Origin of the sequence: Streptomyces sp. CBMA291 (genome assembly GCF_014596525.1) — a bacterium.
GTDB lineage: Bacteria > Actinomycetota > Actinomycetes > Streptomycetales > Streptomycetaceae > Streptomyces.
The window spans coordinates 46,282-66,612 of the sequence record NZ_MSJP01000079.1; the positions used below are offsets into that span (position 1 = coordinate 46,282).

Consider the following 20,331-nt stretch of genomic DNA (forward strand, 5'->3'; position numbering starts at 1 on the left):
CGTCCACCGACTACGGCGCGGCCGCCGTCAGCCGGGCCGCCGTGTCCTCGGTCACCGGGGCGCCGTGGCCGCAGCACAGGACCGAAGGGGCCAGCGCGGCGAGGGCGCGCATCGACCGCGCGGCCAGGGCGCGGTCGACATGGAGCACGCCGAACATGACCTCGCCCACGGACGCCACCGTGTCCCCGGCGAACAGCACGCCATGGCGCGGCAGATGGACCGCGATCGAACCGGGCGTGTGCCCCGGCGTGTGGACCACGAAGGCCCCGTCGCCGAACCCCAGCTCCTCCCCGTCCTCGACCTCCCGGTCGACCCGGGTCGGCGGTGCTTCCGGAGAGGTCAGACCGTGCTCGAAGATCGGCACCTCCCAGTCGAGCAGCTCGGGCTCCGGCACCGGCGCCTCGCCCCGGATCACGGGAGCGTCGAGCCGGTGCGCGACGATCTCGGCGCCGTGCCGGTCGGCGAGCGCGAGCGCCGAGCCCACATGGTCCCGGTGGCAGTGGGTGAGCACGATCCGCCGCAGCCGGTCCGGATCGAGACCGGCCGCCCGTATCGTCCGCGCCGTCGTGTCCGCCGTACCGGCCCAACCGGCGTCGATCAGCGTCAACTCCTCCTCGTCCCGCCACAGATAGGCCTGGCCGATGGAGAAGTCGAGGAGGTGAAGCCGAGGGGTGACCGGAAGGAGTTCCATACGGCGAACCTACGCGTCCGCGCGGGTCCGCCGTATGCCTCTTACGCTCTCGGCGAGCTTCGCCGAACGCTGAACCGGCGTAGCGTCAGCCCTGCTTGGAGCGGGCGTAGTTGGCGAGGAAGTGCGCCTCGGCCACGGAGAGGCGCTCCAGCTCCTCAGGCGAGACCGACTCGTTCGGCGCGTGGATCTGCGCCTCCGGCTCGCTCAGGCCGATCAGCAGGATCTCCGCCTCCGGGTAGAGCGAGGCCAGTGTGTTGCAGAGCGGGATCGAGCCGCCGAGACCCGCCGTCTGCATCTCCTCGCCCGGGTACGCGACCCGCATCGCCTCCGCCATCGACGCGTACGCCGGGCTCGACGTGTCCGCCTGGAACGGCTGGCCCTGACCGACCTGCTCCAGGGTCACCCGGGCGTTCCACGGCGTGTGCTTCTCGATGTGCGCGAAGAGCAGCTTCGTCGCCTCGGCCGCGTCCTGACCCGGCGGCACCCGCAGGCTCACCTGCGCGCGCGCCGAGGACGGCACCGACGGGGTCGCACCGGCCACCGGCTGGCAGTCGATGCCGACCACGGTGACGGCCGGACGGGCCCACACCCGGTCCGCGACGGTCCCGGAGCCCGGCAGGTCGACGCCCGAGAGGACCTTCGCGTCCCGCCGGAAGTCCTCCTCCGGGTACTGCAACCCCTCCCAGGTGTCGTCGGCGGGCAGCCCGTCGATGACGGTGGAGCCGTCGGGCCCGCGCAGCGAGTCCAGGACGCGGATCAGCGCGGCCAGCGCGTCCGGAGCGGCGCCGCCGAACTGACCGGAGTGCAGATTGCCCTCAAGGGTCTCGATGCCGACCCGGATCATCGTCATGCCCCGCAGGGTCGCCGTCACCGTCGGCAGGCCCACCCGGAAGTTGCCCGCGTCGCCGATCACGATGGCGTCGGAGACGAGGACCTCCGGGTGCTGCTCGGCGTACCGCTCCAGACCGCCGGTGCCCTGCTCCTCCGAACCCTCGACGATCACCTTGACCGTCACCGGGACGCCGCCGTTCGCCTTCAGGGCGCGCAGCGCGAGCAGGTGCATGACCACACCGCCCTTGCAGTCGGCGGTGCCGCGCCCGTACCAGCGCCCGTTCCGCTCGGTCAGCTCGAACGGCGGGGTGAGCCACGCCGACTCGTCGAGCTTGGGCTGTACGTCGTAGTGCGCGTAGAGCAGCACCGTCGGCGCGCCGACCGGGCCGGGCAGGATGCCGTAGACGGACTGCGAACCGTCCGGGGTGTCGAGCAGCGCCACATCCTGGAAGCCCTCGGCGCGCAGCGCGTCCGCGACCCAGTTCGCCGCGCCCTCGCACTCGCTGCGGGGGGCCACGGTCTCGTCCGCGACCGACTCGAAGGCCACCAGCTCGGTGAGCTCGTCCTTGGCGCGTGGCATCAGGGACCGGACGGTCTCGGCGATCGGATTCGAGGTCATGGGCACGCTCCTGATGGGTGCGACGTTGACGACAGAGGGACGGCGTCCGGCGTATGTCGTGGTACGCCGAGCGCACCGTCGATCCTACGGGCGGGGCCCTGGCTACCGCGCCGTAGGATGCGTCAGGAGCAGACCGCCGGTCGGATCAGGAGCAGAAGTACATCGTGAGCAGCGAGCACGCAGGGAACGCCGGTCCGGAGCACACCGCGCCTGAAGGCGCGGCTCCCGAGGGCATCGGTGCGCGGGCGTCGGAGGACGCGGCCCCGGTGACGGACCGGGGGGAGACCCCGGACGCGCCGTCGGCCGGGGACCCGGCCGACGCCGTGGAACCGGCGACGGACACGGGTGACGCCCCGTCGGCCGAGGCGGGCGAGGGCCCGTCCGGCGTCTGGGACGTCGTGGTCGTCGGCGCCGGACCCGCCGGTGCCTCCGCCGCCTACGCGGCGGCCGTCGCCGGGCGCAGCGTCCTGCTCCTGGAGAAGGCGGAGCTGCCCCGGTACAAGACCTGCGGCGGCGGCATCATCGGCCCCTCCCGCGACTCCCTGCCGCCCGGCTTCGAACTGCCCCTCCAGGACCGGGTGCACGCCGTCACCTTCTCCCTCGACGGGCGCTTCGCCCGCACCCGCAAGTCGCGCCGGATGCTCTTCGGGCTCGTCAACCGGCCCGAGTTCGACGCGCAGCTCGTCGAGCACGCCCAGAAGGCCGGCGCCGAACTGCGCACCGGCGCCACCGTGTCCCGGGTGGAGCAGCACGGCCCGGCCGTGCCCGACCGGCGGACTGTCGCCGTCGTCCTCGCCGACGGGGAGACGATCCTCGCGCGCGCGGTCGTCGGCGCCGACGGCAGCGCCAGCCGGATAGGCGCCCACGTGGGTGTGAAGCTCGGTCAGGTCGACCTGGGCCTCGAAGCGGAGATCCCGGTGCCCCCGTCGGTGGCCGAGGACTGGAAGGGCCGGGTCCTCATCGACTGGGGCCCGATGCCCGGCAGCTACGGCTGGGTCTTCCCTAAGGGGGACACGCTCACCGTCGGCGTCATCTCGGCGCGCGGCGAGGGCGCGGCGACCAAGCGGTATCTGGAGGACTTCGTCGCCCGGCTCGGCCTCTCCGGTTTCGAGCCCGCCGTCTCCTCCGGGCACCTGACGCGCTGCCGCACCGACGATTCGCCGCTCTCCCGGGGCCGGGTCCTCGTCTGCGGTGACGCGGCGGGTCTCCTCGAACCGTGGACGCGGGAGGGCATCTCGTACGCGCTCCGCTCGGGCCGGCTCGCCGGTGAGTGGGCGGTACGGGTCGCCGAGGCGAACGACGCGGTGGACGCCCGGCGCCAGGCCCTCAACTACGTGTTCGCCATCAAGGCGGGGCTCGGCGTCGAGATGGCGGTCGGCCGTCGGATGCTCGCCGTCTTCGAGCGGCGCCCGGGGCTGCTGCACGCGGCGATCACGGGGCTTCGGCCCGCGTGGAACGCCTTCGCGGACATCACCCGGGGCTCGGCCACGCTCGGCGGCATGGCCCGCTCGAACGGCATGACCCGGCGGGCCATCGACCTGCTCGACAAGCGCATGGACACGGAGTCGGGCGTCGGCCCCACCGGCCGGGGCGTCGGCCGCAAGGACGAAGCGGAGCAGGAGCCCGAGGACCCGAAGGCCGACCCGGGCGACGCCGACGCGGTGCGGGGCGAGCCGGGCGAGGACGGGACGGCACCGGGCGGGAACGCGCAGGACGAGACCCGACAGGACGAGACCTCGCAGGACGAGACCTCGCGGGGCGGGACCGAGGCGGGCCCGGGGGAGAAGGGGCCGGACGCGCCGGAGGCCGTCTGACGGGTTACCGGGCCTGGTCCTGGGCCCGGGGCCAGGGCTGGGGCCGGGTCTGGCTCAGGACCCGGGGAGTCTGAAGAGTGGAGCGGACGGGCTCCACCACACCGGTCGGCTCATGCCGCCGGGGTGGTGGGGCCCGTCGGCGTGATGCGGAAGCCGGGGTGCGGACGGGCGACGGCCCTCGGACCGTGAAGCGGGGAGCAGGGAGCGGGGAGCAGGGGCGATGGCCCCGGCTCCCCGTCGGAGCAGCAGGGGGCCGACCCCGGTGACGCAGGCGCCGACCTCGTGGACCGCCATCGGCCCGCGCATCCGCCTACTCCGCAGGGAGTACGGGTGACCACCCCGCCGGGCTGACGCCCCCGGGGCGCGTCCCCGGTTAGCGTGGCGGACATGGACCAGGAGCGGAGGGACGGGCGCGCGCATCCGGGGGACCGCCGAGCCCACGGCCGAGGCCGAGACGGGGAGGGCCCGGACGGCCGGGACCACCGGGACCACCGGAGCCGCCATGACCATGACGGCCACCGCGCGTTCCCCAGCCCCCCAGGCCACCCCACCCACCCAGGCCACCCCAGCCCCTCAGGCCACCCCAGCCCGCCAGGTCACTCCACCCACCCGGGCCGCTGGGACCACCCGGACCGCTGGGACCGTGTCCGTTCCGGTGCTCGGTTGCCCTGGTGGTCCACCGTGGTGATCGCCGTGTTCGTGATCGCCGGGTCCGGATTCGCGTCGCGGAGCCAGCAGTCCCGGGAGACGCTCGACGCACTCGGGCACGCCCTGCTCCTGCTCGGTGTGGCGCCGCTGCTGTTCCGTCACCGATGGCCCGTGCCCGTGCTGTTCGGCGTGGTGGCCGTCACCCTCGGCTATCTGGCGGCCGGTTATCCGTACGGCCCGGTGTTCGTCCTCGTCGCCGTCGCCTGTTTCGCGGCCGTTCTGCACGGGCACCGGACTTCCGCCGCCTGGGCCCTCGGCCTGCTCTGGACGGGCCATCTGCTGCTCGCCCACTGGCTCTACCGCTGGCTGCCCCCGGCCGGGGACGGGCCCGCCCGCTGGGGGCAGGAGCTGCCCGCCGCCGCCTTCGCGGTGGCCGTGTTCGCGGCCTCGGAGTCAGTGCGGGTCCGGCGCGAACAGCACGCGCAGCGACGGGCCGAGCGGGCGGCGGCCGAGCGGCGCCGCGCCGACGAGGAGCGGCTGCGTATCGCCAGGGAACTCCATGACGTGCTCGCCCACTCGATCTCCGTGATCAACGTGCAGGCGGGCGTCGGCCTCGCGCTCCTCGACTCCGATCCCGAGCAGGCCCGGTCGGCGCTGACCACCATCAAGGCGGCCAGCAAGGAGGCGCTCGGCGAGGTCCGGCAGGTCCTCGACACCCTCCGTGCCCCGGGGGACGCGCCGCGTGCCCCGGCCCCCGGACTCGACCGGCTCCCCGAACTCGTCGAACAGGCCGCCGCGACGGGCCTCGCCGTCTCCGTGGCGGCGAGCGGTCCGCGTACGGCCCTGCCGCCCGGCGCCGACCTCGCCGCCTTCCGGATCGTGCAGGAAGCGCTCACCAACGTCGTACGCCACTCCGGTTCGCGTACCGCCCGGGTGCGGATCGCGTACGGCTCCGGACGGCTGGAACTGACCGTCGACGACGACGGTCCCGCCACCGGGACCGAGGCGGGCGGCAGCGGCAACGGGCTCGCCGGGATGCGGGAACGGGCCGCCGCCCTCGGCGGCACGATCGAGGCGGGTGCCCGCCCGGACGGCGGCTTCCGCGTCCACGTCGTACTCCCGCTGCGTTCCAAGGAGACCCCGTGATCCGTGTGCTGCTCGCCGACGACCAGTCGCTGGTACGGGCGGGGTTCCGCGCGCTCCTGAGCGCGCAGCCGGACATCGAGGTGGTGGCCGAGGCGGCGGACGGCGCCGAGGCGGTGGAGCGCGTACGGGCCCTGCGGCCCGATGTCGTCCTCATGGACATCCGCATGCCGCGCCTCGACGGTCTGGAGGCCACCCGGCGGATCACGGCCGACGCGGAGCCGACGGGCGTCCGGGTCGTCATGCTGACCACGTTCGAACTCGACGAGTACGTCTTCGAGGCGATCCGCGCCGGCGCCTCCGGATTCCTCGTCAAGGACACCGAACCGGAAGAGCTGATCCGCGCGGTCCGTGCCGTCGTCGACGGCGACGCCCTGCTCTCGCCGGGAGTCACCCGGAGGCTGATCGAGGAGTTCGCGGCCCGTTCCAAGGCGCCGACGGCCACGGCGACGCTGAGCGCCCTGACCGAGCGGGAGCGGGAGGTGATGGCGCTGGTCGGCATCGGACTGTCGAACGAGGAGATCGCCCGCAGGCTCGTCGTCAGCCCGCTCACCGCGAAGACCCACGTCAGCCGGGCCATGGTCAAGCTCGGCGCCCGGGACCGCGCCCAACTCGTCGTCCTCGCCTACGAATCGGGGCTCGTCCGGCCGGGCTGGCTGGGCTGACCGCAGACGGGCGGGTCGGCGGCGCGGGCCAGGGGGCCGGGGGCGGACGCGCCCCACCGCGACGGCCGTGTCTCCCCGGGCCCGCCCCGCGCCCCAGCCGGTGATACGCGGTTCAGGACCAGGTGACGGCCGAGTTCTCCCGCCACATGTGAGCCAGGTCCTCGTCGCCGGTCAGTGTCACGGCGGAGAGGGGAAGCCGGTTCCAGAGGGTCAGGTACAGACGGTCGGCCGGGCCGCTCAGCTCGGTGTCCGGGGTTTGCAGGACCGTTCCCGCACCGGTCGCCGGATGCCCCCGGTCCGTTCTCGGTGGTTCCGTCGCCGACAAGTGCACCGTCCAGACGTCGCCCGTGTCCGTCGTCCGCAGCCGCAGGATCCGGGGCTCCGGGGTGTGCAGCCGACTGCCGTCCTGGCAGTGGAAGGCGCGCAGCAGTTCGTCCAGACCGTCGGCGGCCAGCTCCGCCGCCACCGGCCCCGGCCCCGCGCCCAGCGCCGACTCGGCGTCCGCGCGGTGGACGGTCGTCTCGTGGGCCTGGCGCCGTGCCCAGAACGCGAGCGGCGAGGCGGTGGGCAGGACCGTCCAGCAGTCCAGCGTCTCCGGAGCCGCCCGCAGGGCCTCGACCAGGGCCGTGTGCCCCTCCCTGAAGTACTCGAGCAGTTCCGCCCCGTCCAGCTTCGGCTCCCCGGCGCCCGGGTGGAACGCGGTGCGCCGCTCCACCACGAGGTCCGTGGCCCAGCGGTGCACCATCGACACATGCCGGAGCAGGTCGCGGATCCGCCATTCGGGACAGGTCGGCACGTCCGCGTCCGGGCCGGCCCCCGCGGCGGCGTCGGCCAGGGCCCGGCCCGCCGTCTCCAGTGCCTCGATGTGCTCCGAGATCTTCATGTTTACGCCGGTGTTCTCGTCCATGGGTGGGATTGTCGCAGTCGTCGAAGTGGCGGCGAGGTGGTCCGGCGGAATTGCCATGAAGGGGTCAACAGGTGTGCTAAAGGACCCGAAGTGTGACTCCGGCACATCCACCGGGCCTGTGTTCCCGGCCCCTCCGCCCCCCGCCGCCGACTCCGGGCGGTCCCGGACCCGCCCGGGGGGTGCGGGACCGGCGTACCGTCCGATCATGGGAGACTCACCCCCATGAGCGGCAAGGCGACGACCACCCGGACACGGCTGGACAGGGGGCGGAACGCGCTGGGCCCCGCGCTTGAACTGGTGCACACCGGCAGGGCGCCGACCCGGGCCGTCCTCACCGCCGAACTCGGCGTCACCCGGGCCACCGCGGGTGCGGTCGCCGCCGAGCTGGAGGCCCTCGGCCTCATCCGCGTCGATTCGAATCCGGGCGCCGCCGCGGGCTCCCAGGGGCGCCCCTCGCATCGCCTCGCCGTCGACGAGAAGGGCCCCGTCGCCCTCGCCGCCCAGGTCCACGCCGACGGCTTCCGCGCCGCGCTCGTCGGCCTCGGCGGCACCATCGTGGCCACCGCCCCCGGCTGCGTCACCGTCTCCGCCGACCCCGCCCAGGTCCTCGGCGCGGTCGTCGACGCGGGTGCCGCGCTGCTCCGGGAGAGCGGCCGCCGGTGCGTCGGCGCCGGACTCGCCGCCCCCTCCGCCGTGGCCGAACCCGAGGGCACCGCGCTCAACCCACTGCACCTCGCCTGGCCCGCCGGGGCCCCCGTACGGGAGATCTTCGCCGAGCGGGTACGGGCCGCGGGCATCGAAGGACCCGCCTTCACGGGCAACGACGTCAACCTCGCCGCCCTCGCCGAGCACCGCCACGGCGCGGGGCGCGGCGCCCGGGACCTGCTCTGCGTGGCCACCGGGCACCGGGGTGTCGGCGGCGCGCTCGTCCTCGACGGGCGCCTGCACACCGGCAGCGCGGGCCTCGCCCTGGAGGTCGGCCACCTCACGGTCAGCCCGGAGGGCCGCCCCTGCTACTGCGGCAGCCGTGGCTGTCTGGACGTCGAGACCGACCCGCTCGCCTTCCTCACGGCCGCCGGACGCGACCCCGGGCCCGAGGTCTCGCTGCTCCAGCAATGCCGCGACCTGCTGCGCAGCAGCCCCGACGACCCCGGCGTCCGGGTCGCCACGGGCGAGCTGATCGACCGCCTCGGCCTCGGGCTCGCGGGTCTCGTGAACATCCTCAACCCGGACCGGATCATCCTCGGCGGTCTCCACCGCGAACTCCTCGACGCCGACCCCGAGCGCCTGCGCGCGGTCGTCGCGGACCGCAGCCTCTGGGGGCGCAGCGGAAGCGTCCCGATCCTCCCCTGCACCCTGGACCACAACAGCCTCGTCGGCGCCGCCGAACTGGCCTGGCAGCCGGTCCTGGACGACCCCCTGTCCGTCTTGAGCCGCGAACCGGCCTGAGAAGGGGCACCGGGACCGTTCAGGACCGGACCTCCTCCTCAGGCCGTCCCTCGGCCAGAGCCGCCAGCCGGTCGAGGGCCATCCGGGTGCCCAGCTCGTTGTCGGCGGCGGGCACGGCGTCCGGGATCCCCTCGTGGAAAAGGATCACATCGGTCCCGCCCTCCATCGGGACCAGCGTGGTCGTGAGGCTCATCGCGCCCCGCAAACCGGGGTCCTCGGTCTCGAACTCGACGACCTCGACCACCCGTTCGTCCGACAGCAGCTCCGCGAACCGCCCGTGGTAGGTGTCGGTACGGCCCCCCGACCCGCCCGTGCCGCCGTCCTCGCCCTCGTACGTCAGGGAGACCCGGAAGGTCCCGCCCTCGCGCGCGTCGAACTCGTGCACCTCGCAGGTCATCCCGTACGGCACTCGCCAGCGCGCGACGGCCGCCGGGTCGACGAGCGCCCGGTAGACGGCCGAGGGCGGGGCGGCGACGTGTCGGGACACACGCGTGCTGTACACGCCTCCAGGCTAGGGCGAGACCGTCCGGACCGCGCCTCCGGGCGGAAAACCGGTGGGGGAGGACCGCCGTACGACGTACCGTTCCGCCCCATGACCTCACACGATTCCGATCTTCCCCCGCGTCTCGGCAGCCTCACCTTCCACAACCCGATCTCCGATTCCCGTGCCGACCGCATGGTCGAACGCCTCACCGCCCACGACCCCGCGGAGGTGCTCGACATCGGCTGTGGCTGGGGCGAGTCGCTGCTGCGGGTCCTGGCGGCGGCGCCCGGCGCCCGGGGGACAGGGCTCGACATCAACGCCGAGGATCTGGACCGTGGCCGCGCCCTCGCGGCATCCCGGGGGCTCGCCGACCGCGTGGCCTTCGTCGAGGAGTCGGCGCTCGGCACCGATCGCGGCCCCGTCGACGCGATCCTCTGTCTCGGGGCGAGCCAGGCGCTCTGCGATCCCGGGCTGCCGCACGATCCCGCCGTCGCCCTGCACGAACTGCGCCGGCTCGTCCGTACGGGCGGCCGGGTCGTGCTCGGCGAGGGCATCTGGGAGCGCCCGCCCACCGGGCCCGAACTGGCCCGGATGTGGCCCGGCGCCCACGACGGCGACCACTTGAGCCTCGGCGCCCTGGTGGACCTGGCCGTCGAGTCGGGGTTCCGGCCGGTGTGGATCGAGACGGCGACCAGGGAGGAGTGGGAGGAGTTCGAGTCGGGCTACCGGTACGACACCGAACTCTGGCTCGCCGCCCATCCCGGCCACCCGCTCGCCGCCGAGACCCGCGAGCGCCTCGACCGCCAGCGCTCCGGCTGGCTCCACGGCTACCGGGGCGTCCTCGGGCTCGCCTACCTCACGCTGATCGCGGTCGACTGACGGATCCGGGCGGGTCGGGTCGGTGCCTGCCGGTGCGGGCGGCGCCCTTCCGGCGGTCCCTGTCGGCCGGGGCGCCCATGGACGCCAGGTCCGGCCTCCGGCGTACTCCCCTCGTCGTACGCGCGAAGCCGCTGCCCGTACGACGCCCCGGGGCCCCTCCGGGAGCGAGGCTCGTACCACGGACAGCGTCACATCGCACCGAGGAGACGAACCGCCATGAACACACTCGCCCTAGCGGGCCCCGGCCCGTGGATTCTTTTCTTCCCCCTCTTCTGGGCCGCCGCCATCGTCGGCGTCGTCACCGTCGTCCGGCGCGCCGGATGGCGCAGGGGACGCGACCTCCGTCACCGGGGCGGCGGATCCGACGAGCACTCGCCCATCGCCCTGCTCGGCCACCGTTTCGCCGCCGGGGAGATCGACGAGGACGAGTACTGGCGCCGCCTGACCGTCCTGGAGGAGCAGTTCGGCCGCCGTACCACCGGCCCCGAGGCACGCCGGAAGTGATCACGTCCGGCCGGACACCCGGACCGCCCGGATCACCCTGGCCCCCGGCCCCGTCAGCCCGCCCGACCCGTGAGGGCCGGGCGGTCGGGGTGGCCCGGTCGGGCCGGGCGGACACCGCCGTCCGGGCGGGCGCGGCGGCTCGTACGGGACGAGGCTCAGGCCACCGCCGGGGTCGCGAGGGGGCCCGGCGCGACCGAGGCGCCCACCGGGAGGGCGGGGAACAGCTCGTACGCCGGCACGGGACTCCCGGCCGGAGGCCCGTACACGGCCCGCCGGTGCCTCTCGACGGCGGCGTCCGGCAGCGGGGGCGCCGCGAGCGTGAACCAGACGACCTTGCCGTCGGACCCGCAGGGCCGTACGCCCCAACTCTCGCTGACCGCACCGACGATGGCGAGGCCTCGCCCGGAGGTCGCCAGCTCGTCGTAGGCGTCGAGGGGGTCCGGGCCGCCGGGCCCGGTCTCGGGAAGCCGGGGATCGTGGTCCCGGACGGAGACGGTGAGCCGGTCGAGCAGCAGCTCGATCTCGACCGTGCACCATTTGTCCCGGGCGTGCCGGTGCACATTGGTGAGGAGTTCGGTGACGCCCAGGGCGGCGGGATCGACCAGGGCGTCCAGACGCCAGTGGCGCAGATGCGCGGAGACAATCCTGCGGATCTGTCCGATCCGCGACGGCAGGGCCTGAAGCTCCACCGCGTAATACCTGCTCGGCTCGCTGATCACGGCTGCGACTCCCCGAAGTGGTCCGGAAGAAGACGAAGATACGGATCTCTCATGCGGTACAGCAGGGCGACGGGCGGGAACGTTTCGTCACCACCGGTCAACCCTCGGTGAGGTGGTTCCAGCCTGAACCACTCGTGACCCTCCCGCAACTCACGGCCACAGACGGGACCGCCGAAGGGCTGCCGAAGGGCTTCCGAAGAGCCGACGAAGAGCCCCCGGTGTCTCCGAGGGGCGGAGCGAGGGACGGAGCCCCCGCGTGCACCGACCGGCGAGCCTCCTACGGGCTCGCGGCCCTGCGGGCCGCACGGGCTCCGCCCGCCGTACGCGCCCGTCAGCGGCGTCCCGCCGCCCGCTTCAGCGCGGCCAGGAAGCGACCCGTCTCCCGGGACGCGTCACCGTCGTCGGAGCCGCCGCCGCTGTCGGCGCCGCCGTCCGAGCCCTCGGCTTCCGCGCAGTGGCCTTCCTGGTGCAGCGTCAGCCGATAGCGGGTGCCGTTCACCTTCGCGACCGCCTCGTCGGGCTTCGCGAACCACGGACGCCCCGCCCGTACCGCCCCCACGGGGGCGCTGTCGATCTCGCTGCCGTAACTCGTGAGCAGGGCGAGACGACCGTCCTCGATCCGTACCTCGCCCGCGCGCGTCAACGACCTCGGCCAGCGGACGATCCCCACACCCCTGGCGCTGAACTCCGGTTCCGACATGACGATCCGCCCCTTTCACCCAGTTGTCCTCCCAGTGTGCCGGGCGCTCGGCGCCCGCACCAGAGCCCCTTCCGCAAGTCCTGCCTATGGAGAGCCAAAGGAAACGTTTGCCCAGGTGGGACCGGTATTGTCGACAGTGTGGGGCACCCCGGGGGAAGCAGGGGAGCCGAACGAGGAGAGGCGCCGATGAGCACCACGGAGAAGAGCCTTCAGGACGGACCGGCCACCGCGCTCACCGTCGACGTCGACCGCAGCGACCCGGCGTACCGCGCCTGGCTCAAGGAGTCCGTCCGCAAGGTCCAGGCCGACGCCAACCGGTCCGCCGACACGCATCTGCTGCGGTTCCCGCTGCCGGAGAAGTGGGGGATCGACCTCTATCTCAAGGACGAGTCGACGCACCCCACCGGCAGTCTCAAGCACCGCCTGGCACGCTCGCTGTTCCTGTACGGCCTGTGCAACGGCTGGGTACGGCCGGGCAAGCCCGTGATCGAGGCCTCCAGCGGCTCGACCGCCGTCTCCGAGGCGTACTTCGCCAAGCTCGTCGGCGTCCCCTTCATCGCCGTCATGCCGCGCACCACCAGCCCCGAGAAGTGCCGGCTCATCGAGTTCCACGGCGGACGATGTCACTTCGTCGACGACTCGCGCACGATGTACGAGGAGGCCGCCGCGCTCGCCGAGCGGACCGGCGGCCACTACATGGACCAGTTCACCTACGCGGAGCGGGCCACCGACTGGCGGGGGAATAACAACATCGCCGAGTCCATGTACTCCCAGATGAAGCTGGAGCGGTACCCGGAACCCGCCTGGATCGTGGCCACCGCCGGTACCGGCGGCACCTCCGCCACCATCGCCCGCTACGTCCACTACATGCAGCACGACACCCGCGTCTGCGTCGCCGACCCGGAGAACTCCTGCTTCTTCGACGGCTGGACCCACCACGACCCGGACGCCACCTCCGAGTGCGGCTCCCGCATCGAGGGCATCGGACGGCCCCGGATGGAGCCGAGCTTCGTGCCCGGGGCCATCGACCGCATGATGAAGGTCCCCGACGCCGCGAGCGTCGCCGCCGTCCGCGCGCTGGAGACGGTCATCGGCCGCAAGGCGGGCGGCTCCACCGGCACCGGGCTGTGGAGCGCCTTCAAGCTCGTGGCCGAGATGGTCGCCGAGGAGCGGACCGGCAGCGTCGTCACCCTGATCTGCGACCCGGGCGAGCGCTACCTCGACAAGTACTACTCCGACGACTGGCTGGCCGGGCAGGGCCTCGACATCACCCCGTACACCGCCGTCATCGAGAAGTTCCTGGCGACGGGGGTATGGCCGGAGTGAGCCGCCGGTCCAGGCGCCGCGCCGCGTCCCGGAAGGACAGCGCCATGCCCGGCGCGGCGCAGCGCAGGGCCAGCCGGAACGGCGCCGGACCGTCGGCGGCCATCGTCCACCGCAGCCGGGTGCCACGGCCCTCCGGGGTCAGCGCCCACTCCTCGGCCAGGGCGGTCATGCCGGGTGCGTTGGTCGAGTCCACCCGGTACGCGTAGCGGACGTCGGGCTCGGCGGCGAGGATCGTCTCCTCGAACACGACACCGCCCCGCAGCCGCAGCGTACGCCCCGTGCCATCGGCCGTCGGCACGGCGGAGGCGACCGCGGTGAACCACGCGGGCAGGCTCCCCACCTCCACCGCGAGCGAGCGGTAGACGGCCGGGGGCGGTGCGACGAGCACCGCGCCGAAGACCAGACGGACGGGCGCGGACGCGGTGAAGTCGAGCCCCACCGGCCTCAGTCGGCGTGCCATGGAACGAACCTCCCCGGGACGGAAACGGAAGCAGAACCCTAACTGACATCCTGTCAACAGCCCAGAGCCGTGCCCCGGCCGGAGCGGGAGGCGGCCCGGACCCGACCCGGACCCCGGCGCGCAGGGCGCGACCACCCCCGCCGCCCGCGTCACCCCGACCCGAGCAGTCCGTCCACCACCCGGCCGAACAGCCACCGCCCCGCCCGCCCGAGCACCGGATCGAAGGCCCGGGGCAGCCCGCGCACGGACAGCTCCTCCGTCCACACCACCCGGCTGCCGCCGCCGGGCGCCGCCGACACCTCGATCACCGCCCAGCCCCGCACCGACCGGCCCGACTTCTCCAGACGGCACACCCCGGACCCGCCCACCGCCGGAGGCTCCCAGCGCACGACCTCCATCGGATCGTCGAAGCGCAGGCGGCCGATCCCGGTCCGGGCCGTGAACCGCGTCCCGACCCCGTTCGGCCCCGGCGTCAGCATCCGCGTCCGGGTCAGCGGCACCCGCCGGGCGTGCGCCGGCCACCGGGTGAGCCGCCGCCACGCCTCCTCCGGCGCCACCGGGACCACCCGCTCCACCCGGAAACGGCTCACATCGGTTCCTCGCCCGCCACGAGCAGCCCCGGCAACTGCTCGACGACCTCCGCCCGCACACCTCCGGGAAGCCCCCGGTCCGTCACCCAGGTGTCCACCTCCGTCAGGTCGGCGAACGAACTCAGGCCCACCTTCCCCCACTTGGTGTGATCCGCGACCACCACCACCCGGCGCGCCGACCGCATCAGACACCGGTTGGTCTCCGCCTCCGCCAGATTCGGCGTCGAGAGCCCCGCCTCCACCGAGATCCCGTGCACCCCGAGGAACAGCAGGTCGAAGTGGAGCGAACGGACCGCCCGGTCCGCCACCGGCCCCACCAGGGCGTCCGACGGCGTGCGCACCCCACCCGTCAGCACCACCGTCGCCGCCCCCCGCCGCGCCTCGCTCCCCGCATTCGGCCGCGCCTCGTGGAACACGTCCGCGACCCGCACCGAGTTCGTCACCACGGTCAGGTCCGGCACCTCCAGCAGATGCCGGGCGAGGGCGTACGTCGTCGTCCCGCCCGACAGGGCGATGGCCGTGCCCGGCGCCACCAGCGCCGCCGCCACCCGGGCGATCTCGTCCTTGGCGCTCGGCTCCAGCGCCGACTTCGCCTCGAACCCCGGCTCGTGGGTGCTGGGTTCGGCCACCGGAACGGCCCCGCCGTGCACCTTCGCCAGCATGCCCTGCCGGGCCAGCGCGTCCAGGTCACGGCGGATCGTCATGTCCGAGACGCTCAGGCGCCGGGTCAGCTCGTTGACCCGGACACCGCCGCGCCGCCGCACCTCGTCGAGGATCAGGGCGCGCCGCTGCTCCGCGAGGAGGTTCTGATTGTCAGTCACCGCCGGGGCCGGTCCTTCCGCAGGAGACAAGGGGATGGGCGTCGGATTCGGTGAGGACGGTGCGCCACCGCGCCTCCGTCCGCGATCCTGTAGCCGACGTCGCATCTTCCCACTCCGAGAGGAAGCCGCCTCAGTGTCCCCTGCCACACCCGCCCCGAAGAGCGGGGGCGCTGCGCTCGAACTCCTCGTTCACGGAGTCGGCGGAACCACCCCCCAGGACATGCTCGACGACCCCAGGACCGTACGGGTCACCGGCGACCGCACCGCCGCCGTGTACCGGCGCGCCGACGACCTCGACGCCGAGGAACACCCCGAGCGCTACGCCACCGGCCCCGTCCGCGAGGCCTACTGCTGGTCCAACCTCACCTCCGGCGACGGAGCCCGCGCCCTGTGGCTCCTCCTGCTGCCGTTCATGGTGGCCAACCTCGCCCACTGGATGCGCCCGCCCGCCCCCGACCACACCGGCCTCGTCCGGCTCTACGGAGTCCTCGTCCGGCTCGTCGCCCTCACCCTCACCGCCCTGCTCACCGCCGCCGCCTGCGAGGTCGCCCTGGACCTCACGGCCTGGCAGTGCGCCGCGAGCAGCGCCTGCACGGGCGACCACTCCTGGCTCGGCTTCCTCTCCGCGAGCCGCGACGGCTGGTGGTCCCAGCCCGGCCGCCGCCTCGCCCTCGCCGCCGCCGTGCCCGCCCTCCTCGTCGGACTGCTCTGGTACCTGTCGAACAGGACGTGGAGCGCCTACGAGGCCCAGCGGCCCCCCACCGGCTACGACGCCCCCGCCGCCCCACAGACCGACGGCGGGGGAGAGACCGGGAAGACCCCCGAGGGAGCACCCCCCGGCGCCCTGCGCGCCGCCCTCGGACGGCCCGGCTTCTGGTACGGACGCAGACTCGTCGCCCGCCTCCGGGCCGCCCACACCGCCACCGGATTCCTCACCGTCGCCGCCGCCCTCGTCACGGGCACCGCCCGGTACGACACCGCCCTCCCGGGTACCGGCGCCGTCCTCGGCGGCATCCTCCAGACCGCCGTCGCCGTCCTCGGCGGCATCGTCCTCTGGGTCGTCTGCCGCCGAGGCCGCAGCGAACGCCGCCTCGACCTGCGCCTGGAGAAGACCCTCGTCTCCTGGCTGCCCGCCGCGGCCCTCGCCCTGCTCGTGCTGACCGCCGTCTACGCCTCCTGGTCCCGCCCCGGCTGGACCTCCTCGGGAACCCTCCCCGGCAACACGGTCTTCGGCGCCCTCACCCTCGCCCAAGGCGCCCTCGTCGTCGCCCTCGGCGTCGTCGCCCTGCTCCTCCAACGGCCCCGCCGCGACCCCCGTACCGCACTGCGCGGACTCGGCGGACCCGCCGTCGCCATGCTCTCCTGCGCCCTCGCGGGCGTCATGTCCGGGGGAGTGGCCCAGCGCGTCGCCGACTGGCTCGACGGACCCGCCACCCCCGGCATGGGCGACCCGGGCGCCCGCATCGCACCCCCCGTCCTGCTCAGCTGGCAGGCGTCCGTCATCCCCGTCCTGCTCCTGCTGCTCCTCGCGCCCGCCGCCCTCCTCGGCGTACGGACCCTGCTCACCGCACGGCGGCTGCGCGCCGCCGTCGAAGCCGACTACCCCGGTGACGAACGCGACCCGGTCCGCACCGGACAGATCGCGACCGCCCGCGCACGGGCCGGACTCACCGACTCCGCCCCCGTCCTCGTCGGCGTCGTCTCCGGCGCCACCCTCCTCCTCGGCGCCTGCTCCGTCATCGGCGCCTGGGCCAGCGGCAACGTCCCCGGCCGGGCCTTCGACGGCGCAGGACCCGCCCTCGCCTCCCTCGCCTCCGCCACCCAGGCCCTCGGCTCCTGGATGATCGGCTTCGGCTTCCTGCTCTTCGTCACCTGGGGCCGCCGCGCCTACCGGGACCCCTCGGCCCGCCGCACCGTCGGCATCCTCTGGGACGTCGGCACCTTCTGGCCCCGCGCCGCCCACCCCTTCGCCCCGCCCTGCTACGCCGAACGCGCCGTGCCCGACCTCACCTGGCGGATGAGTTCCTGGACCCGCGCCACCGGCGGACGGCTCGTCATCTCCGGCCACTCCCAGGGCAGCGTCCTCGCCGCCGCCGCCGTCTGGCAGCTACGGCCCGCCACCCGCCGTCGGGTCGCGCTCCTCACCTACGGCTCCCCGCTCGAACGGCTCTACGGCCGCTGGTTCCCCGCCTACTTCGGCCCCGACGCGCTCCGCGCCCTGAACCGCACCGTCCACTGCTGGAGCAACCTCGACCGGGCCACCGACCCCATCGGAGGACCCGTCCGCGTCGCCGCCGACGACGGCAGGCCCGCCGTCGACGCCGACGTCCTCCTCGACCCCGTCGTCTACGGCCGCACCCGCGCCCACCCGCTGCCCGAACCCATCCTCGGCCACTCCGACTACCAGGCCGATCCGGCGTTCGCCCAGCGGCGCGCCGACCTCCTCGACCGGCTCCCGGCCACCCTGCCCCACCCGCGCGACGGCCGGGAACCCACCGGTCAGGAAAGCTCCGGCAGGTCCTCCGGATAAAGCAGCGTCAGGTCGTCCGTGCTCGCCTCGGCGAGCGCGGCGACCCGGCCCGCGTGCCGCTCCACCATCGACTCGAAGGTCTGCCGCGCCGTCCGCCCGTTGCCGAACGCAGGCCCCTTCGGCAGCCTCGTGAAGTACCCGAGGAGCGCCTCGTCCGTCCCCGGCGAGAGCCGGTACTCGTGCTCGTCGGCCTGCTGCCCCACGATCCGCAGCAGCTCGTCCGGCGCGTAGTCCCCGAAGGTGATGGTCCGCGAGAAACGCGAGGCCACCCCGGGATTGACCGTCAGGAACCGCTCCATCTCCGCCGTGTACCCGGCGACGATGACCACCACCGCGTCCCGGTGGTCCTCCATCAGCTTCACCAGCGTGTCGATCGCCTCACGGCCGAAATCCCGGCCCGAGTCCTCCGGCGACAGGGCGTACGCCTCGTCGACGAACAGCACCCCGCCGCGCGCCCGGTCGAAGGCCTCCTGGGTACGGATCGCCGTCGAGCCGATGTGCTCGCCGACCAGGTCCACCCGGGACACCTCCACCAGATGCCCGCGCTCCAGGACCCCGAGCGCGGCCAGGATCTCGCCGTACAGCCGGGCCACCGTCGTCTTTCCCGTGCCCGGGTTCCCCGTGAAGACCAGATGCCGCCGGACCGAGGCCGCCTTGAACCCCGCCTCCTGCCGCTTGCGGCCCACCTCGATCATGTTGATCAGCGTCCGCACCTCCAGCTTCACGCTCTCCAGACCCACCAGACCGTCCAGCTCCCCGAGGACGTCCTGCGAGGCACGGGCCTCGGGCACACGGACGGGCACGGCGGGCGCCGGGGGAGGGACGACCGGAGGGGTACGCGGCACGGGCACGGGCGCGTGCCCGAGCACCGTCCCCGGCGGAGCGCCCGGCGGCGTGACCGGCGGCAGGCTCCCGCCCTCGGGGACGGAGGAACGGACCGCGCTCTCGTCGCTGGTGCAGTCCTCCGCGCTCGCCCCCTCCTCGGGGAACTCGTAGCCACCCCGCGCGCAGCGTTCCGTACGGCACTTGCGCAAGCTCGTCCGGCAGCCGTCGGTGACATGGAAGCCGTAGCCGCCGCTGCCCGTGACCCGGCAGCCGGTGAAGGTGCCCCGGCCCTCCGCCGACACGTAGAAACCGGCCTCTGCGGGCGAGGTGACCGTGCACCGGTCGATCGTCGGGTCGGCGCCCTTGGTGACGATGACCCCGGTCTGCACGGAGTCGATCGTGCAGCCGCCCAGGGTGCCGCCGCTGCCGTGGTCCCGGAACCAGGCGCCGGTGGAGGCCTCCCGGATGCGGCAGTCGTCGAGCTGCGCCGTGGCCCCGTCGCTCACCGACACCGCCGTGTTCCTGACCTGCGACAGATCGCTGTCCACCACGTCCACCCGGGAGCCCCGGTCGAGGACGAACAGCGCGTCCGGCACGTCGTGCACCCGGCAGGAGTCCAGGACGGCCGTCGCCCCGTCGCTCACCCACACCGCCGGATAGTCGCCCGTGCTGTCGTGGATCTCGCACTGGTTGGCGTCCACCCGGGTCCCCGGGTCCCACACCGACAGACCGTTGCGGCCGAACCGGCGCACGGTCGACCGGGTCAGCGTCAGGACCGAACGGGACCGCAGGTCGACCGCGTTCTCCGGGATGTCGTGGATGTCGCAGTCCGACAGGGTCAGGGCCGCGTCCGTGTCGAGCGTGATGCCGTCCGCCGACGTGCGGTGCACCAGGGAGTCCGTGAGGTGCGCCACGGCACGGGACGCGATCCGCAGACCGGAACCCTTGATCTCGTACACCTCGCAGCCCACGCCCTCCAGAGAGCTGCCCTCGCCGGTCACGGCGATCCCGGCGCCCGAGGCGTGATGGATCCGGCAGCGTTCGAGCCGGGGGTGGGCTCCGCCGCGCACCGAGACGCCCGCCTGCCCGGCGGACACCACCTCGCACTCCTCGAACACCCCGCCCGCGCCGTCCAGTACGGCGATGCCGATCCCGGCCGGATTGTCGACCGTGCAGCGGCGGACCGTCGGCCGGGCGGTCCCCCGCACCTCTATGCCCGCGGCCGAGCGGGTCATGATCCGCAGATCGAGCAGTTCGGGAGCGCCGTCCTCGACGAGCAGCGCGGGCGCGGCCCCGTCCTGCCCCTCGATGTGCAGGTCCCGCAGGGTGACCGAGGCGCGGAGCGTCACCGGCACGCCGTCCGGCGGCGCGATCCGCACCGGGCCGACGGCGCCTTCGGGGCCGCGCAGGGTGACCGCCCGGCGCACCACCAGGTTCTCCCGGTAGGTGCCGGGAGCGACGGTGAGCACGTCCCCGTCCCCGGCGGCCTCCAGGGCTGCCGCGAGCGAAGGGTACTCACCCGTGCGGCGACGCCACCTCGACGTGCCGGTGTGCGTCACCTGGACCGTGCCCTGTGCCATGGGTGTGCCCTGCCCCCGCCTCATGCCTCGTCGCTGCTCCGATGTCCCACCGTAGCGCGCGCCGACCCGACGGACCGACGGGTCTCCGGCCCCGCACCCCTATCGGAACCGGGCTGATGACATGCCCGGTCGCGAGTGGTCGCAGG

Annotated in this window: 18 protein-coding genes; 8 read left to right on the forward strand and 10 right to left on the reverse strand. The window is 74.0% G+C overall.

Annotation, left to right across the window (positions count from 1 at the left end):
• Window positions 1-10 precede the first annotated feature (10 nt).
• Together BU197_RS18740 and BU197_RS18745 are read right to left on the reverse strand one after the other, a co-directional pair.
• Entirely contained in the window at window positions 11-691 is a 681-nt protein-coding gene (locus BU197_RS18740; RefSeq protein WP_188269414.1) for an MBL fold metallo-hydrolase, read from the reverse strand.
• A gap of 85 nt (window positions 692-776) precedes the next feature.
• Window positions 777-2,141 (reverse strand): dipeptidase, encoded by a 1,365-nt coding sequence (locus BU197_RS18745; protein ID WP_188269415.1) that lies wholly within the window; start codon window positions 2,139-2,141, stop codon window positions 777-779.
• Window positions 2,142-2,539: 398 nt separating this feature from the next.
• Between BU197_RS18745 and BU197_RS18750 the strand changes: the two genes are divergently transcribed.
• From BU197_RS18750 to BU197_RS18760, 3 genes are all read left to right on the forward strand, one after another.
• Window positions 2,540-3,955: a geranylgeranyl reductase family protein gene (locus tag BU197_RS18750; RefSeq protein WP_411158506.1), complete on the forward strand. Its 1,416-nt coding sequence runs from the start codon at window positions 2,540-2,542 to the stop codon at window positions 3,953-3,955.
• A gap of 663 nt (window positions 3,956-4,618) precedes the next feature.
• Window positions 4,619-5,749: a sensor histidine kinase gene (locus BU197_RS18755; protein WP_188269417.1), complete on the forward strand. Its 1,131-nt coding sequence runs from the start codon at window positions 4,619-4,621 to the stop codon at window positions 5,747-5,749.
• Entirely contained in the window at window positions 5,746-6,411 is a 666-nt protein-coding gene (locus BU197_RS18760) for a response regulator (RefSeq protein WP_188269418.1), read from the forward strand. Before BU197_RS18755 ends, BU197_RS18760 begins: the two co-directional genes overlap by 4 nt.
• 112 nt (window positions 6,412-6,523) lie before the next feature.
• Here BU197_RS18760 and BU197_RS18765 read toward each other — a convergent pair whose 3' ends face one another.
• Window positions 6,524-7,294 carry a maleylpyruvate isomerase family mycothiol-dependent enzyme gene (locus BU197_RS18765; protein ID WP_188269516.1) on the reverse strand — a complete coding sequence of 257 codons (771 nt, stop codon included), beginning with the start codon at window positions 7,292-7,294 and terminating at the stop codon, window positions 6,524-6,526.
• 246 nt (window positions 7,295-7,540) lie between these two features.
• Between BU197_RS18765 and BU197_RS18770 the strand changes: the two genes are divergently transcribed.
• Complete coding sequence (locus BU197_RS18770; RefSeq protein WP_188269419.1) at window positions 7,541-8,767, forward strand: ROK family protein; 1,227 nt, start codon at window positions 7,541-7,543, stop codon at window positions 8,765-8,767.
• Window positions 8,768-8,786: 19 nt separating this feature from the next.
• Here the strand turns inward: BU197_RS18770 and BU197_RS18775 are convergent, their stop codons facing one another.
• The gene (locus tag BU197_RS18775; RefSeq protein ID WP_188269420.1) at window positions 8,787-9,269 is read right to left on the reverse strand and encodes an SRPBCC domain-containing protein; all 483 of its coding nucleotides are present in this window, start codon (window positions 9,267-9,269) and stop codon (window positions 8,787-8,789) included.
• A gap of 90 nt (window positions 9,270-9,359) precedes the next feature.
• Here BU197_RS18775 and BU197_RS18780 point away from each other — a divergent pair, with 90 nt between their 5' ends.
• Both BU197_RS18780 and BU197_RS18785 read left to right on the forward strand, forming a co-directional pair.
• Window positions 9,360-10,130, forward strand: a complete 771-nt coding sequence (locus tag BU197_RS18780) for a methyltransferase (RefSeq protein ID WP_188269421.1) — start codon at window positions 9,360-9,362, stop codon at window positions 10,128-10,130.
• A gap of 216 nt (window positions 10,131-10,346) precedes the next feature.
• Entirely contained in the window at window positions 10,347-10,634 is a 288-nt protein-coding gene (locus BU197_RS18785; protein WP_188269422.1) for an SHOCT domain-containing protein, read from the forward strand.
• A 155-nt stretch (window positions 10,635-10,789) separates the two neighbouring features.
• On the opposite strand, the gene BU197_RS18790 is transcribed toward BU197_RS18785, so the two are convergent.
• Both BU197_RS18790 and BU197_RS18795 read right to left on the reverse strand, forming a co-directional pair.
• Window positions 10,790-11,353 carry an ATP-binding protein gene (locus BU197_RS18790; RefSeq protein ID WP_188269423.1) on the reverse strand — a complete coding sequence of 188 codons (564 nt, stop codon included), beginning with the start codon at window positions 11,351-11,353 and terminating at the stop codon, window positions 10,790-10,792.
• Window positions 11,354-11,684: 331 nt separating this feature from the next.
• Window positions 11,685-12,053, reverse strand: a complete 369-nt coding sequence (locus BU197_RS18795; protein ID WP_188269424.1) for a hypothetical protein — start codon at window positions 12,051-12,053, stop codon at window positions 11,685-11,687.
• Between the two features lie 186 nt (window positions 12,054-12,239).
• Between BU197_RS18795 and BU197_RS18800 the strand changes: the two genes are divergently transcribed.
• Window positions 12,240-13,379: a PLP-dependent cysteine synthase family protein gene (locus BU197_RS18800; protein ID WP_188269425.1), complete on the forward strand. Its 1,140-nt coding sequence runs from the start codon at window positions 12,240-12,242 to the stop codon at window positions 13,377-13,379.
• On the opposite strand, the gene BU197_RS18805 is transcribed toward BU197_RS18800, so the two are convergent.
• From BU197_RS18805 to BU197_RS18815, 3 genes are all read right to left on the reverse strand, one after another.
• Complete coding sequence (locus BU197_RS18805; protein ID WP_188269426.1) at window positions 13,339-13,839, reverse strand: SRPBCC family protein; 501 nt, start codon at window positions 13,837-13,839, stop codon at window positions 13,339-13,341. The genes BU197_RS18800 and BU197_RS18805 overlap by 41 nt on opposite strands.
• Window positions 13,840-13,988: 149 nt before the next feature.
• On the reverse strand, window positions 13,989-14,429 hold the full coding sequence (locus tag BU197_RS18810; protein WP_188269427.1) for an SRPBCC family protein: 441 nt from the start codon (window positions 14,427-14,429) through the stop codon (window positions 13,989-13,991).
• Complete coding sequence (locus BU197_RS18815) at window positions 14,426-15,250, reverse strand: DeoR/GlpR family DNA-binding transcription regulator (protein ID WP_188269428.1); 825 nt, start codon at window positions 15,248-15,250, stop codon at window positions 14,426-14,428. Before BU197_RS18815 ends, BU197_RS18810 begins: the two co-directional genes overlap by 4 nt.
• Before the next feature lie 133 nt (window positions 15,251-15,383).
• On the opposite strand from BU197_RS18815, the gene BU197_RS18820 reads away from it, so the two are divergent.
• Complete coding sequence (locus BU197_RS18820) at window positions 15,384-17,780, forward strand: hypothetical protein (protein WP_188269429.1); 2,397 nt, start codon at window positions 15,384-15,386, stop codon at window positions 17,778-17,780.
• Here the strand turns inward: BU197_RS18820 and BU197_RS18825 are convergent.
• Window positions 17,750-20,185: a right-handed parallel beta-helix repeat-containing protein gene (locus tag BU197_RS18825; protein WP_188269430.1), complete on the reverse strand. Its 2,436-nt coding sequence runs from the start codon at window positions 20,183-20,185 to the stop codon at window positions 17,750-17,752. The genes BU197_RS18820 and BU197_RS18825 overlap by 31 nt on opposite strands.
• Window positions 20,186-20,331 lie beyond the last annotated feature (146 nt).